Source organism: Photorhabdus stackebrandtii (assembly GCF_011189495.1).
Classification (GTDB): domain Bacteria; phylum Pseudomonadota; class Gammaproteobacteria; order Enterobacterales; family Enterobacteriaceae; genus Photorhabdus; species Photorhabdus khanii.
In genome coordinates, this window is record NZ_PUJV01000013.1 from 1 (window position 1) to 13,645 (window position 13,645).

General features: G+C 40.1%; 13 protein-coding genes. 11 read left to right on the forward strand and 2 right to left on the reverse strand.

What is annotated here, in order from left to right; translation table 11 throughout:
- Nucleotides 1-679: 679 nt before the first annotated feature.
- The 3 genes from C5470_RS12510 to C5470_RS12520 all read left to right on the forward strand — a co-directional run bounded on the left by C5470_RS12510 (nucleotide 680) and on the right by C5470_RS12520 (nucleotide 2,258).
- Nucleotides 680-1,087, forward strand: a complete 408-nt coding sequence (locus C5470_RS12510) for an RHS repeat-associated core domain-containing protein (RefSeq protein WP_207626981.1) — start codon at nucleotides 680-682, stop codon at nucleotides 1,085-1,087.
- A gap of 1 nt (nucleotide 1,088) precedes the next feature.
- The gene (locus tag C5470_RS12515) at nucleotides 1,089-1,550 is read left to right on the forward strand and encodes a hypothetical protein (protein ID WP_152961618.1); all 462 of its coding nucleotides are present in this window, start codon (nucleotides 1,089-1,091) and stop codon (nucleotides 1,548-1,550) included.
- Nucleotides 1,551-1,646: 96 nt separating this feature from the next.
- Entirely contained in the window at nucleotides 1,647-2,258 is a 612-nt protein-coding gene (locus C5470_RS12520) for a hypothetical protein (RefSeq protein WP_166289497.1), read from the forward strand.
- Here C5470_RS12520 and tnpA read toward each other — a convergent pair.
- Together tnpA and C5470_RS22830 are read right to left on the reverse strand one after the other, a co-directional pair.
- Nucleotides 2,141-2,539 (reverse strand): IS66 family insertion sequence element accessory protein TnpA, encoded by a 399-nt coding sequence (tnpA, locus tag C5470_RS23670; RefSeq protein ID WP_422631072.1) that lies wholly within the window; start codon nucleotides 2,537-2,539, stop codon nucleotides 2,141-2,143. The genes C5470_RS12520 and tnpA overlap by 118 nt on opposite strands.
- A 146-nt stretch (nucleotides 2,540-2,685) precedes the next feature.
- Nucleotides 2,686-3,597: a LysR family transcriptional regulator gene (locus C5470_RS22830; protein WP_166289502.1), complete on the reverse strand. Its 912-nt coding sequence runs from the start codon at nucleotides 3,595-3,597 to the stop codon at nucleotides 2,686-2,688.
- 256 nt (nucleotides 3,598-3,853) lie between these two features.
- On the opposite strand from C5470_RS22830, the gene C5470_RS12530 reads away from it, so the two are divergent.
- From C5470_RS12530 to C5470_RS23265, 8 genes are all read left to right on the forward strand, one after another.
- Nucleotides 3,854-4,996 (forward strand): MFS transporter, encoded by a 1,143-nt coding sequence (locus C5470_RS12530; protein ID WP_166289684.1) that lies wholly within the window; start codon nucleotides 3,854-3,856, stop codon nucleotides 4,994-4,996.
- Between the two features lie 503 nt (nucleotides 4,997-5,499).
- On the forward strand, nucleotides 5,500-6,642 hold the full coding sequence (locus tag C5470_RS12535) for a cupin domain-containing protein (protein WP_166289505.1): 1,143 nt from the start codon (nucleotides 5,500-5,502) through the stop codon (nucleotides 6,640-6,642).
- Nucleotides 6,626-7,846 carry an aromatic ring-hydroxylating oxygenase subunit alpha gene (locus C5470_RS12540; protein WP_242687970.1) on the forward strand — a complete coding sequence of 407 codons (1,221 nt, stop codon included), beginning with the start codon at nucleotides 6,626-6,628 and terminating at the stop codon, nucleotides 7,844-7,846. The genes C5470_RS12535 and C5470_RS12540 overlap by 17 nt, the downstream gene beginning before the upstream one ends.
- Complete coding sequence (locus C5470_RS12545; RefSeq protein ID WP_166289512.1) at nucleotides 7,839-8,333, forward strand: aromatic-ring-hydroxylating dioxygenase subunit beta; 495 nt, start codon at nucleotides 7,839-7,841, stop codon at nucleotides 8,331-8,333. Before C5470_RS12540 ends, C5470_RS12545 begins: the two co-directional genes overlap by 8 nt.
- A 93-nt stretch (nucleotides 8,334-8,426) precedes the next feature.
- Nucleotides 8,427-9,611: a CaiB/BaiF CoA transferase family protein gene (locus C5470_RS12550; RefSeq protein ID WP_166289515.1), complete on the forward strand. Its 1,185-nt coding sequence runs from the start codon at nucleotides 8,427-8,429 to the stop codon at nucleotides 9,609-9,611.
- Nucleotides 9,612-9,851: 240 nt separating this feature from the next.
- Nucleotides 9,852-10,820, forward strand: coding sequence for a TauD/TfdA dioxygenase family protein (locus C5470_RS12555; protein WP_166289518.1), 969 nt, complete (start codon nucleotides 9,852-9,854; stop codon nucleotides 10,818-10,820).
- Nucleotides 10,821-10,989: 169 nt separating this feature from the next.
- Entirely contained in the window at nucleotides 10,990-12,312 is a 1,323-nt protein-coding gene (locus C5470_RS12560; RefSeq protein ID WP_166289521.1) for an MFS transporter, read from the forward strand.
- A 167-nt stretch (nucleotides 12,313-12,479) separates the two neighbouring features.
- Nucleotides 12,480-12,608: a hypothetical protein gene (locus tag C5470_RS23265; protein WP_278249188.1), complete on the forward strand. Its 129-nt coding sequence runs from the start codon at nucleotides 12,480-12,482 to the stop codon at nucleotides 12,606-12,608.
- Nucleotides 12,609-13,645: the final 1,037 nt, after the last annotated feature.

Below are 13,645 nucleotides of genomic sequence, written 5' to 3' on the forward strand. Positions count from 1 at the left end.
CCCACCCAAGGGCGCTGCGCGGTCACCTCAACAACAGCGTGCGGCTGGCCGCCGGGTTGAGCTTCTCAGCCCCAGAGGCGCACCGGGTTCGCTCGCTCACCCGCTGCTGTCAGTATCAGTGCTAAAATCCACCGCCGCAGTCGCCGCCGTCCGTGGCGGCTCCGGCGCCCAAACCCGCCTGAAACCGTGGCCGGTCAGCCCGTCAAGGTCAACAACCCTGAAGGCAGGCCAGCAAGCTGGCGCGGTTTATGGCCCCCGCCCCAACCCCGCTGCACTGGCTGCGCCCGGCTCGCAGTCGCAGGCTCCTCGCTCGTTGCCGTGCTCGCCATCTCCGCCCCGTGCAGCCCCAGGGGGGCTTCCCTGTTAAAAAGCTTCACCTGCGGGCCTCGCCAGCCCGCACCCGCCAACCCGCGTCAGCGGCGCAGGCAAGCTGCCCCACCGTCACGGGTTCCCGATAAAACCCGGTTCCGGCAGGAAAAGCGGGCTGAAACCCGGCGCTGACGTCGGGGAAAAAGTGAGCTACAATCGGCAAAGTGCCCGTCAGGGCGAGTTGGAATGCTCTTTAACAGGGAGGGAAAAGGTGGCTAGAAAAAAGGCTGCTAAATCAAGGGGAAAAGTGGCCTAAAGAGTATGATGGCGTCGGGATAGTGCCGAAGATCCGATCGGCTTAGCCGGTGGATTGAACCTGTATACCTATGCGCCGAATCCGCTGAGTTGGATTGATCCTTGGGGGTTGAGTGGTGAACCAATTGGCAGTGAAGATAATCCATTCAGTTCTTCAGGAGCTGCTCGTCGCGAAGCTATGAGACAAGCAGGAATACCTATAAGCCAACAACCTACTAATCAATCAAGGAATAGCTCTGGTTGGGAATACAGATATAAAGTACCGAAGCCAGGCGGTGGAACAATACCAGCAACAGTACAACAACAAACAATGGATGTTAGCCATCCTGATCAGCCGCATTGGGAAGCTGGTAAGGTAAAAGTTGATCCCAGAACAGGTGAAACAAGAATGAATGATTATGGCAGACCTAAAATAGCTAATCCTAAAGGTAAGGCGTACTACAAAAATAAGTGTGGTGGTTGATATGAGCACTGCCCAATATAAAAAAGAGTTGTTATATAGAAAGGCTAATGGAAAACATATTATTAAGAATTATATATCTAAGGTAACTTCGCTGCTTTGTATCAAGGAAAGTAATCTAACTTTCATGGAATTGAAAGATACTGATGATGTTCTGTCTATATCAGGAAAGTCCAAGGGAACGGATGAAAAAACTCGGTTAACACCGCAAGAGTTACATGGTTTTCTTAAAGAGCTAAAGAATGACGATACGCCATATTATATTTTCATCGATGATGACTGGACGTATTGTGGTTCATTCCTTATATCTTCGCTTTGCTCGTTGAATGAGAATTTTAAATTTGGTGAAAAAATAATAAATGACATTTTATTTATATCAAAGGACTTCAAAAAAAATATAAGTCTTGATTATTATGAAGTAAATAGGACATACTTTATTGATGTGGTTAAATCAATATCTATTTAAAATAAAGCTCGGGAGATCTCTGCGATCTTCCGGTTTGATTGATGATCTGCCGTTGCGAATATCCACAGTACGCCAGAGCAGATTGGAGCTTATAGAATGGTGAAACGAATTGTCTGGAAGCATAATCATCTGGTTAATATTAAATTGAGGGATAACCTGTATACCATTGGACAGATGCTTAACAGTGCAGAAATGCAGTTTTATGATATCTGTAATACAGATGGCGTCTGGAAAAATATTGATTTAAATCAAGTGACTACTTTGTTTCGGATTTTAGTTGTTAATGCTGTTTATAAATTGATGCCAGATAAAATTAAAGATAAATCAGTTATTCCTAATACTCAATCCTATAATAATTGCTGGATAAAACCTTATTCTTCATTCGATGGTGACCATTATCCTGGAGGTAAAAACTCTTTTTTATTTATGGGCGGTAAACTGATTGATATCGGCCCTGAGGGTAATATCGGAACCACACTGGCACCCGTATTAAAAGAAGACTTAACCTTACCAGAAGATCGGGAACTTATTGAAAAATATGAACTGACCAATATGTGGTCACATGAAGAATTAGCAGAGCGTTTATGCCGCTATTTTGATACCGGAATTAACCGTGATGACCTGAAATTCGAAGTATTTCCGGGACTGTGGGATGACAGGGAGCAATTAAGGCCCTTAACCAGTCGTTTACCGGTACCGCTACGATAATATAAAAGACGGAAGATCTCTGTGATCTTCCGGTCTGACTGATGATCTACCGTAGCGCATAGCCACGATAAGCCAAAACTAACATTATGATGCGGCCGGTCAGCTGATCCAGCGGGAAACCCACACGGACACTTACCAGTACCGGTGGGACAAATCCAGTCACGAAAGGAGGCAAAGGTCAGCTGGTGCTGTTCACAATACTGTTTTCGGGTCAGGTCACTGTGCCGCCATTGGGTCACATGGTGTTGTTTTTGCTCCGGGGTATATCGGCTACGGCTCATGGTGTCAGTCTCCAAATGAAGATAAGGAAGCGGTAGCGTGCAGGGGCCAGAAGGGAAAGACAAGGTGAGTTCACCGGAGCCTTATGCTTTATCAGTGTTGAGTAAGTTGCATTTGAGACATCCTTATATTTTTCGAAATAATTTTATCAAGACGGAAAGTCCTTAATGGGAGGATAGTCATTGACACTTGCTATTATTTGGTTTCGCAGCCAGTCAATACCTCCATCCCGCCATGTTCCAGCAGACCAATGTACCCGGATGCTAATCATTGGCAGCTTGAAAGGGAGTTCGACAATGCGCAATGTTGTGCTCCTTTGTTGGGATAGAAGATGAACCAGCCGTTCTGGAACAACTGCAGTGATAGACGTCCCTGTAAGCACTTCCGGCAACATAAAGAAGTTTGGCACGGTGATCACTGGTTTGATGCCGTGCAATTGAAAACGTTCAGGCACAATCTGATGCGCTGAATTGGGAACATAAGCCACTGCATAACGGTGTAGCGCAGGCACTGTGGCAGCATCATGCACTCCTACATACCTATCTTTAAATAACAGCGCACTGGTTTTACGTGCCTTAAGTTGAGGGATCCAGCCAAAGGCAATATCAATGCTTCTGTCATCAAGCTGATCTGCCAGGGTACCTTCCCAGGTACTGATTGCCCGGATACGTATACCGGGGGCTGTGGTTTCAATCCGGGATATTAGCCGGTTAAGCATGAGCATTTGGCCGACATCTGTCATGTACACACTGAAAGTACGTTGGGATGTTGCCGCATCAAAATCTGATGGGGTATTGAGAGCTGACTCCAACATGGTCAGCGCTGATGCAACTGGCTCAGCCCAGTTACGTGCCAGCACAGTAGGTTGCATACCTTGCGCACTGCGAATAAACAGCGGATCACCGGAAATTCGACGCAAACGGGCCAGCAGTGTTGAAACAGTTGGCTGTGACATCCCCAATGTATCAGCGGCACGTCCCACATGTCGTTCACGAAAGAGGGTGATAAAAACATTGAGTAGCCGGAAATCGAGCTGATCAAGAGAAATATGTCGTTTCACTTTTCCTCCTAATAAAACTACGTGATTGCCTAAAAAGAAAAGGCATTATAAGGACTTCAAGTCAGCATTATAAGGATTTCCAGATAATGAAAATCCAATATTATGAATTGCCAGCATGGTGCTGATAAAATAAGTTAGTAGTATTTCAAAGAAATGAGAAATTATTATGAATGTTTTCTCCCGGGGAAAATCGGTGAAATTCTCGTCTTCCCCGGCCAGTGTGCCTCCACGTTTGACTTCGTTCATCGTGCTGCTTATGTCGGTGGCCGTCGGTCTTTCTGTGGCTAGCAACTACTATGCTCAACCTCTGTTGCACAGCATTGGTTCACAATTCAACTTGTCCACTGCTGCGGCTGGAAGTGTGGTTACTGTAGCCCAATTGAGCTATGCCGCCGGGCTTATCTTGTTGGTGCCGCTGGGTGATATCATTGAGCGGCGCAGTCTGATCGTTCTTATGACTGCTCTGTCTGCTTTCGGTTTGTTGATCACGGCGTTTGCCCCCAGTCTCTCTTTTGTCATATTGGGCACTGTTGTTGCTGGTGGCTTGTCGGTTGTAGCGCAAATCCTGATCCCTTTTGCTTCCACTTTAGCCGCTCCGGGCGAACGAGGCAAAGTTGTGGGTACGGTCATGAGTGGGTTGCTATTAGGGATCCTTTTGGCGCGTACTGTGGCTGGTACGCTGGCCGATTTTGGCAGCTGGCGTACCGTTTACTGGGTTGCCGCTGCGTTGATGCTGGTTATGTCTGGTGCACTTTGGTGTGTACTTCCACGTTACAAGAGCCCGGTAGGGCTGAATTATCTGCGTTTGCTTGCTTCTACAATCCGCCTATACACCGATGAACCTCTGTTTCGCGCCCGTGCCCTGTTAGGGGGGCTTTTGTTTGCTTCGTTCGGTATGCTATGGACGTCCCTGACCTTTCTCCTGGTCAGTCCACCTTACTCCTATTCAAACACCACTATCGGGTTATTTGGGTTGGCCGGTGCTGCTGGCGCTTACGCGGCCAACTGGTTCGGACGCATGGCCGATCGAGGGCAGGGCAACCGATTCACCCGTATCGGTCTGGTATTATTGTTAGTGTCTTGGTTACCCGTTGCATTTGGTCAGATCTCTGTATTGTCCTTGCTGGCCGGTATTTTGTTGCAGGATTTGGCTATCCAAGGTGTTCATGTGACGAACCTGAACGCTATCTATCGTTTGGATCCAGAGGCTCGCAGCCGCCTTACCGCGGGAATGATGACTTCTAATTTCATTGGTGCTGCTGCCGGATCGCTGATTTCTTCATGGATTTTTTCCTGCGCAGGTTGGTCCGGGGTCTGTATCATCGGTGCTTTACTGGGGACGATTGCTCTGGTGTATGCAACTTGCGCCCAAAATGCTCGCATCCCTGAAAATGTGTGATGTAGTGATAATTGATATTTTCATGTTATTTTAAAAGGCGCGTGAAGAAATAAGCCTGAAATGAAATAGTTATTTTATGTAACTGTTGTTTTTGACTTAAATAATTATATGTAAAGAATAATTGTAATCACCGTAAATATATAACTCTTTAAATACATAATGGAATTCATATTTAAAATTATATATCTATGAAATATATAATTTCAGGTTTATTATTGTTTTATTTTGATGTTTTATTTGGTTATTATTTCTTTTGCCATTTTTAGTTATGTGAGCTAAATCGAACTTTATTATTTGTTTTATTTTGTTTATTGATTGTTTGTTATCTTAATCGTATATTTAATTGTGAATACTTTCGTATGAATGACTAAAACGATCCAAGCGAAGAAATGAGAATCGTAATGTATTTCTTAATGGCGATATAGTCTAATTTAATTGGTTTGTACTTCATGATCTCGCTTTGGTGAAATTATTTTTATTTTAAATAACAAGTGAGAATAAGAATGAAAAAATTATCTGATGTTACGTTGGTTAAACGAGATGAAATTCCATCAATGAGAACAATTGAAGTTGATGGTGTTGAACATTGGTTGGGGCATGTTAAAGATTTTACGAAGAATAAATCTCTTGTTAATTTTCTTCCTCGCGATAATCGTATTTCTATGGCGTGGGTACGTTTGGAAGCAGGTGAAGAATTAAATGAGCACATTCACCCAGTCGAATCAATGATATTAATGTGTGAGGGGGGAGCACATACGACAGGTGAGGTAAAGGCTGACATGAATGCCGGAGATATTCTTTTAGTGCCACCAGGTAGACTACATGGATTTAAAGGAATGGCACCCAATGGATTTTGGGGGCTTTCAATCCAATTTGATTCTCGTGGTTTGTATGAAGATATCACAGATCCATGGGCAGTCTTTTATCCTGAAATGAAATCAGAAAAAGTGGGTGATAAAAATATTGCTGAGCAACTGTTCCAGCTCAATGAAAAATATATGGATAGGTTTGACAAACATCGTTTATTTGCACTTGTGCGGAAAGGGCTACTTAAAAATCCTGAAGCTAAGAAAAGATTTCTGGATTGTTTTCAAGTTTGGTCGAATCATTTTCAAAAAATGGTTCTGGCGCGGGTGATAACTTTACAGGATCCTAAATTTGAAGAATTAGCCTGGCTTCATTTGATTGAAGAGTTAGGCCATAACCGTAATTTAGCGAAGAATAGAACAGATCTTCAAACTGTATTTGATCCGGTTCTTGAATCCACAAGTGCGTGGTTCCCCTGGAAAATGAACTCAATTAGTGATATTGAAAAAGTTGTTTTGGTTCACTTAGTTGTCGAAGCCTCTGCAACTTTTTTCTATAAGCATATTCAGCCTGAAATGTCATCCACTGAAACTGGAGGTCATTTTGATATTCATACTGTCGCTGATGATGAGCATATGGCAATGGGTTATGAATTCTTACGAAATATACCCTTGAGTGACGGAGAACGATTATTTGAAATTCAACGTCAAGGCTGGTCTATGTTGATGTCTGTTATGGGGCGAATTGCTGATCTGGTAGTGCACAATTCAGATGAGCATTCAACAAATAAGAAAACTCAGGAATCAGGAGAAGGAGCTGACGTTGAAATGGCCAATTGAAGGACCACGTCGGGTACCGTCTGAGGTATATACAGATCGTGAAATTTATAATCGGGAACAAGACTGTATTTTCAAAAGTCGAACCTGGAACTATGTTGGTTTAACTACTGAGGTAAGGAACATCGGTGATTTTATTCAAACATTCGTAGGTGAAGTTCCGGTAATTCTTGTGAGGGATAGAAGAAATAAACTTAGAGTGTTTGTGAATCGTTGTACACATAGAGGTGCTCAGATATGTCACCAAGAGCGGGGGAATGTGAAATTATTTACATGTCCTTATCATGAGTGGTCTTTTAATCTTGATGGTACTCTTGTTGGTATGCCTTTTCGTCGGGGGATTGATGGAAAGGGAGGGATGTCACCATGCTTTGATTCGACAGAACATGGGTTAGAACAACTTAATGTAACAGAGCGGCATGGCGTTGTTTTTGCCAGTTTCAGCTTTGAAATTGAGCCGTTTGAAGAGTATTTGGGGCCTGGCATATTGGCTTACTTTGATCGGGTATGTAATGGCAAGACATTACGTGTTATTGGAAAAATGCAGCATAGAGTGCATGCAAATTGGAAACTTCAGGTAGAAAATGTAAAGGATCCATTTCATGCAGCACTGCTGCATTCATTTTTCCTGACTTTTGGTATTTGGCGTTCTGATCAAGAAACTCACGTTAAAGTAGATAAACACGGACGCAGCAGTGTTCTTGTTTCAACCGCAACATTTAAGCAAGCTCAGAATGACCAGTTTAAGGAACAGCTGAATTCTCAAAAGGGTTTCAGTCTTAATGATAAACGATTAATTGAGTATCAATCTGAATACGAGCATGGTACGGGGGCCGTAATGACCATTTGGCCAAATCTGATATTCTTGCAACAATTAAATTGTTTGGTGATGAGGCATGTGAAACCAGATGGGCCTGATTCATGTATTAAAACCTGGACATTTTTCGGATATGAATCGGATAGCCCTGAATTGATTCAAAAACGGCTATATCAGGCAAACTTATTTGGTCCGTCTGGATTGGTAACAATTGACGATAATGAAATATTGGCAATGGTTCAGATCGGTTCAGCTGCTTCTCCCGACTCAGTAGCCGTTCTGGAAGCGGGTAATGGGGAGGGGGATGCGGATCATATGGTGACTGAGTCAGCTATTCGAGGGTTTTATAAATATTATAAAAAAATTATGGGTTATGAAGACGATGAATAGAACACCAAAATTTCGTGAACTCACGTTGGATGTTCAATGGCTTTATACCATCTACAACGAGTCTCTGGATGAAGGTAACATTGAACAATGGCCAAATTTTTTTGTTAAAGATAGTCACTATAGAATTACATCCAGGGAGAATTTTGATCAAAATTTTCCACTGAGTTTTGTACTCTGTGATGGGCAAAAGATGATTAAGGACAGAGCTATTGCACTGCAAAAGACTGTCATGTATCGAAGAAGATCTCAATGCCGAATAGTCAGTGGTGTACGATTGATTTCAATAGATGACGTCAATGTTTATGGCATTAAAGCATGTTCATCTTTTGCGATATATGAAAGTTTATATGGTGAATCCAGTAAACTACTTGTCTGTGGACGTTCACATGATGTAATAGTTCAAGATGACGGTATATTAAAATTCAAAGATAGAATCTGTATTATAGATACAGACATAATTCCTGATTCGATTGTATTTCCAATTTAGGATATTCTGATTTCTTTTTGGAAATTAATTACTCATTATGAACAGATGAAAATTTGAATTTTTACCTATGTATTATCACTATAGGGAAGATATATGTCTCAATTACCAATGTATGATCTGCTTGTTCTCGATTTTACCCGGCATAGAGCGGGCCCTGTGACTTCCCGCTTATTGGCAGATTGGGGGGCAACAATCATTAAAATTGAAGAGCCTGCCGATCTTGGGGACAGCATGGGGGGCTCACGTGAAGGATTTGATTACCAAAACCTGCATAGAAATAAGCAGAGTTTGTCTCTGAATTTGAAAACAGATGATGGGCAAAGCGTTTTTAAAAAACTGGTGAGTAAAGCGGATGTTGTTCTGGAAAATTTCAGGCCCGAAGTTAAATATCGGCTTGGTCTTGATTATGATTCATTGAAATCAATAAACGAACGTATTATTTGCGGGAGTATATCAGGATTTGGGCAAACAGGTCCTTACTGCACAAGACCTGCTGTGGACCAGATTGTTCAGGGAATGTCAGGTTTAATGTCAGTTACTGGTATACCTGGTAGCGGGCCAGTACGTGTTGGTGCGGCAATCACTGATATAAGTGCGGGAATGACGTTAGCTCAGGCAGTTTTAATGGCGCTTTATTATCGTGAAAAAACAGGTCTGGGTCAGTGGGTCTATACTTCTTTACTTGAATCTACGATTTCAATGCTTGATTTTCAGGTGGCAAGATGGCTTGCTAATGGTGATGTACCAACCCAAATGGGCAATGATCATCCAACATTAATGCCTACAGGGTTATTTCCGACGGCTGATGGGCAAGTTAATATCGCTGCTGCTGAGGATGCAAAATTTAAACTTTTGTGTAAAGTTTTGGATATCCCAGAGTTAGCTGATTTTCACGAATATAGCAATATTACACTGCGGTCTTTGAATAGATCTTCATTATTGAATAGATTGCAAGAGAGAATAAAACATTTTAAAAGTGCTGAGATAATTGAAAAACTTAATGCTGTAGGTATTCCTTGTGGACCTTTGTATACAATAGAGGAAGCAATGAATGATGAGCAAATGAATCATTTGAAAATGAAATGTTCAATTAATCACCCCCGTCTTGGTCAATTATCATTAGTTGGGCAACCATTTCATTCTAGTCGTTTTTGTGACATGCAAACCGTTAGGGCTGCTGCTCCAGAGCATGGAGAACATACTGAGGTGATCTTAAAAGAATTGCTAAATTACCAAGATGATGAAATAGTTGAGTTGCGTAATAATGGAGTAATATAAGAGGTCTTTCTTTGATAATGATGAGTATATTTGTAATAGAGTGGGTCAATTTCTCATCTGCAATTTTGTATGCTGTAATTTTCTCTTGGGATATATCAGGTAATCTTGTGGTAATATCCATCCTAAGAGGTTTCTGTTCATTGATATTAATATTTATGGCATCAATTTTCTGGGCGGTAAATACAATAATAATAGGCTTGTAAATAATAACATAAATTAAAAATTTCTTACGGTGATAATATGAACATAAATGAAGTTAATACAGGTAATATTAAGGGCAGGTTTTCTTTACGTAAGCTAAGTCCATATTTCTGTGCTGAGATAACCAGCATTGATTTAAGTCAATTGTTAGATGATGGATGTATTCAAGCGATATCTGATGCATTGGCTACTCATGAAGTTTTGGTTTTTCCGAACCAAAATCTTTCAACGGAAGATTTATTGCGAATTGGAGGTTATTTTGGTGAGCTGACGGTTCATCCTTTCGCGGAAAATTCAGAAAAGATTCCGGAACTGATTGTCTTTGATTATAAAGAGGGCAATCCGCCTGTTTTGACTGATCGCTGGCATTCTGATGAGACATACCGGGAATACCCACCTTTAGGAACGATGCTTTATTCTAAAGCTGTTCCTGAAATTGGAGGGGACACATGTTTTTCGAGTATGACCGCCGCTTATAACGCCCTTTCAAATAAAATGCAGCAATTTATTTCTGGGCTTGAAGCTATACACGATTTTGCATCTTACAAATATCTTTTTCCTGAAACAGATAAAGGGAGGCAACAACTGCGTAAAAATGAAGATCAATATCCACCCGTTAGCCATCCGGTAGTGCGTATACATCCGGTAACTGGAAAAAAAGTTTTATTTGTTAATCCTCACTACACTCGATATATCAAAGGCATGGATGATAGAGAGAGCTTTGAATTATTGAATAGCTTATATCGTTCCACTTCCATTTTAGAGTATCAATACAGGCATCATTGGGAACCTAATATGCTCGTGTTTTGGGATAATCGTTCTGTTCAGCATGCCGCAGTTCATGATTATTATCCTAATCCGCGTTTGATGGAACGAGTAACAATAAAAGGTGATCGGCCTGTTGGTGACGGTACAATGGTTCAGCAATCAGATTTACGTAAATTCAAAGTAGCTCAATATGATCACACGGATGATCGCCGTGCCTTGCGCCAATTTGAACTTGAATGAGTTTCTTTTATAATAAAAGAGGGCTAGATTAATCAATTAGCTCTCTTATACCAATAAAATTTTATTTTCTGTTTTGCATCCACATTTTGCATTGAGATTAATTGAAGTTAACTGGATGGTTTATCTTTCTAATTAATAATAATGAACTCCTTGACGTCGGTGATTCGAAATGAATAGTATTACAACAGTTAATATCCAGAATGTTATCAATAGTCAAAAACTTTCAAAAGTCCAGTGGCAAGTATTAATTCTTTGTTTCTCTATCGTTACTATTGATGGTTTCGATACAGCATTAATTGGTTATATTGCACCCGCAGTGATAAAGGATTTTAACGTAGAAAGCACTGTTCTTGGGCCTGCCATGAGCGCTGCACTTTTTGGCTTAGCATTAGGCGCGCTTTTTTCTGGTCCGCTTGCTGATAGATTTGGTCGAAAATTAGTATTGACAATATCAGTGGGTGTTTTTGGTCTGTTTAGTTTGGTTACCGCCGCAGCTGATTCAATACAGACATTAACTATTTTGCGTTTTTTGACGGGATTGGGTCTTGGTGCAGCAATGTCAAATGCAATAACGTTGATATCAGAATATGCACCTGAGCATCGGAGGTCTTTGTTAATAAATATTGTTTTTTGTGGCTTTCCTTTTGGTGCGGCAATAGGAGGAATGTTTTCTGCATGGATTATCCCACATTTTGGATGGCAAGGTGTTCTGATTTTAGGTGGTATTTTGCCACTATTTTTATCTGTATTTCTCTTTTTCCTACTGCCTGAATCACTGAAATATCTAATGTTAAAAGGTAACTCAGAAGAGGATATAAGGCGAATTTTGTTTAAAATGACAAATGGAATTTTAAATGGTGTAAAGAAATTTACATTTGATGAAAAAGAAATTATACATAAATCGTCAATCAAAACTATTTTGTCCAGTCAATTTCTACTTGGGACAACAATGTTATGGATAACCTATTTCATGGGATTATTGGTTTTTTATGTTTTGACAAGTTGGATGCCGATTTTAATGAACGATGCTGGTTTTAGCATTAGTATGGCAGCAGTGCTTACGGCATTATTTCCTTTGGGGGGGGGAATAGGCGTTGTTTTTTCTGGTTGGCTAATGGATCGGGTTAATCCTCACAAGGTCGTAGCAACTAATTATGTTCTTACTGGTATTTTGGTCTTTTCTATTGGTCAGGGAGAAAGTGTATTTTTACTGAGTATTTTAATATTTCTTGCAGGGACAACAATGAATGGCGCACAGGCATCAATGGGAGCAATTGCAGCGCAATTTTATCCAACTCATTGTAGGGCAACCGGTGTTGCCTGGATGTTAGGATTTGGAAGATTAGGCGGGATCTGTGGTGCTTTATTTGGGGCAGAACTTATCAGATTTGGATTAAATCACAGCACTATTTTTGCAATCTTATCCATTCCAGTCATTTTAGCTGCTGCGACATTGATATTTAAAGATGTAAGTTATAGAAGGAATAAATAGAGCGTTTTCTCAAAAGAGGTTGCAGTTTTGTACTGGTGAATTGATGCGATGAATTTAGTGCCGTTTATTGAAGATGCACAGGAATTGGCATTATATCCCGTCAATCTGCGCCTTGATTTAATCGCAAGATGTTGGAAGCAGATGGCGCGTTAAGCTGGGCACAGGTCATGTCGGACTTTTCACTTCGGTTGATTGCTGTTTTGGGTAACCATTTTAGTTTATTGGAAAATAAAACCGCTTTAGCTGAGGCTCCGAATAGGGTGTTGGCAATGCATTGTGACAGGAAGATGCTGTAATACTGATATATTAATCAGTATTGAATAATTTAATGTCGGTGTGATAATTCGGTATATATTATTTATATCGGATTATTTCTATGCTAAAGCAAAATAAGAAAAATGATGATTTTCATAATAAATAATTTTATTATATTCCTTTGTTATTGTTATTATTTTCTATTATGTGATCTAAATCTAATTTTATTGTCAATTTTATTCTGTTTTTTTGATTTCCTGGGTGTTTCGGCTGTGTATTTAGTTGTAGAGTAATTGTTGAAAATATTTATTTTGATAAAAATAATCGAAAACTTGATAATGACGATGTGTTTCCTGGTGATGATATAGGCTGATTTAATCAGCTTTAATTTCATGATCTCTCCTTGGTATATATTGTTTTTATTTTAAACAACTCAGGATAACAAGAGTGAAAAAACGGTGGTGGATAGTCTCAATGTATATGTTATTCGGTATTTTTAAACTGAATAGTATTAAATTTTTTTCCTGCTTATACCTCGTAATGGTCAATATCATCGGATGTCAGAGAAATCGCATCAAAGAGCGATTTCTCTGGCGTGTTCGTCTTTTTAATCAATATCATACAGAGTTAATAATTATGCCTGTTACATTATTTTATTATTATGAAATAATATATGGTGGAGTTAATTATAAATTATAATTGTTTCTTGGTGGTATTGAATTAAATAACGTTTCTATTTGCGATGGAATCTAATTGTTATAAAGCAATGTGTTTAAGTTGGTGTGGGTCTGTTTATGACATCTACACTGGTGGTACTATTTTGTTGTTATAAAATAATATCGTATGTGATTGTTTTTAAGCTGAGGTTATATTTTTGTTAAATATGCATGATAAATGCAGGGAATTTGCTTGTCTTTAATTGTGTAATTTGTTGTCAGTCAATAAGAATTTCTGAAAATCAATCTAATTTGTCTAAAAAACAGGAGAGAAAATGAAATGTTTTATTTTGGATCATAAATTGAATTATTTATTTCATTGTCAGGGGAGTTAGTACGTAGCGTTGTTAATGATATGGCTA

Bases quoted from the DNA above. Each gene is read 5' to 3' on its own strand.
- C5470_RS12515 (WP_152961618.1), top strand. From the start codon at position 1,089: ATGAGCACTGCCCAATATAAAAAAGAGTTGTTATATAGAAAGGCTAAT.
- C5470_RS12520 (WP_166289497.1), top strand. From the start codon at position 1,647: ATGGTGAAACGAATTGTCTGGAAGCATAATCATCTGGTTAATATTAAA.
- tnpA (WP_422631072.1), bottom strand. From the start codon at position 2,539: ATGAGCCGTAGCCGATATACCCCGGAGCAAAAACAACACCATGTGACC.
- C5470_RS12530 (WP_166289684.1), top strand. From the start codon at position 3,854: ATGTCGGTGGCCGTCGGTCTTTCTGTGGCTAGCAACTACTATGCTCAA.
- C5470_RS12535 (WP_166289505.1), top strand. From the start codon at position 5,500: ATGAAAAAATTATCTGATGTTACGTTGGTTAAACGAGATGAAATTCCA.
- C5470_RS12545 (WP_166289512.1), top strand. From the start codon at position 7,839: ATGAATAGAACACCAAAATTTCGTGAACTCACGTTGGATGTTCAATGG.
- C5470_RS12550 (WP_166289515.1), top strand. From the start codon at position 8,427: ATGTCTCAATTACCAATGTATGATCTGCTTGTTCTCGATTTTACCCGG.
- C5470_RS12555 (WP_166289518.1), top strand. From the start codon at position 9,852: ATGAACATAAATGAAGTTAATACAGGTAATATTAAGGGCAGGTTTTCT.
- C5470_RS12560 (WP_166289521.1), top strand. From the start codon at position 10,990: ATGAATAGTATTACAACAGTTAATATCCAGAATGTTATCAATAGTCAA.
- C5470_RS23265 (WP_278249188.1), top strand. From the start codon at position 12,480: ATGTCGGACTTTTCACTTCGGTTGATTGCTGTTTTGGGTAACCATTTT.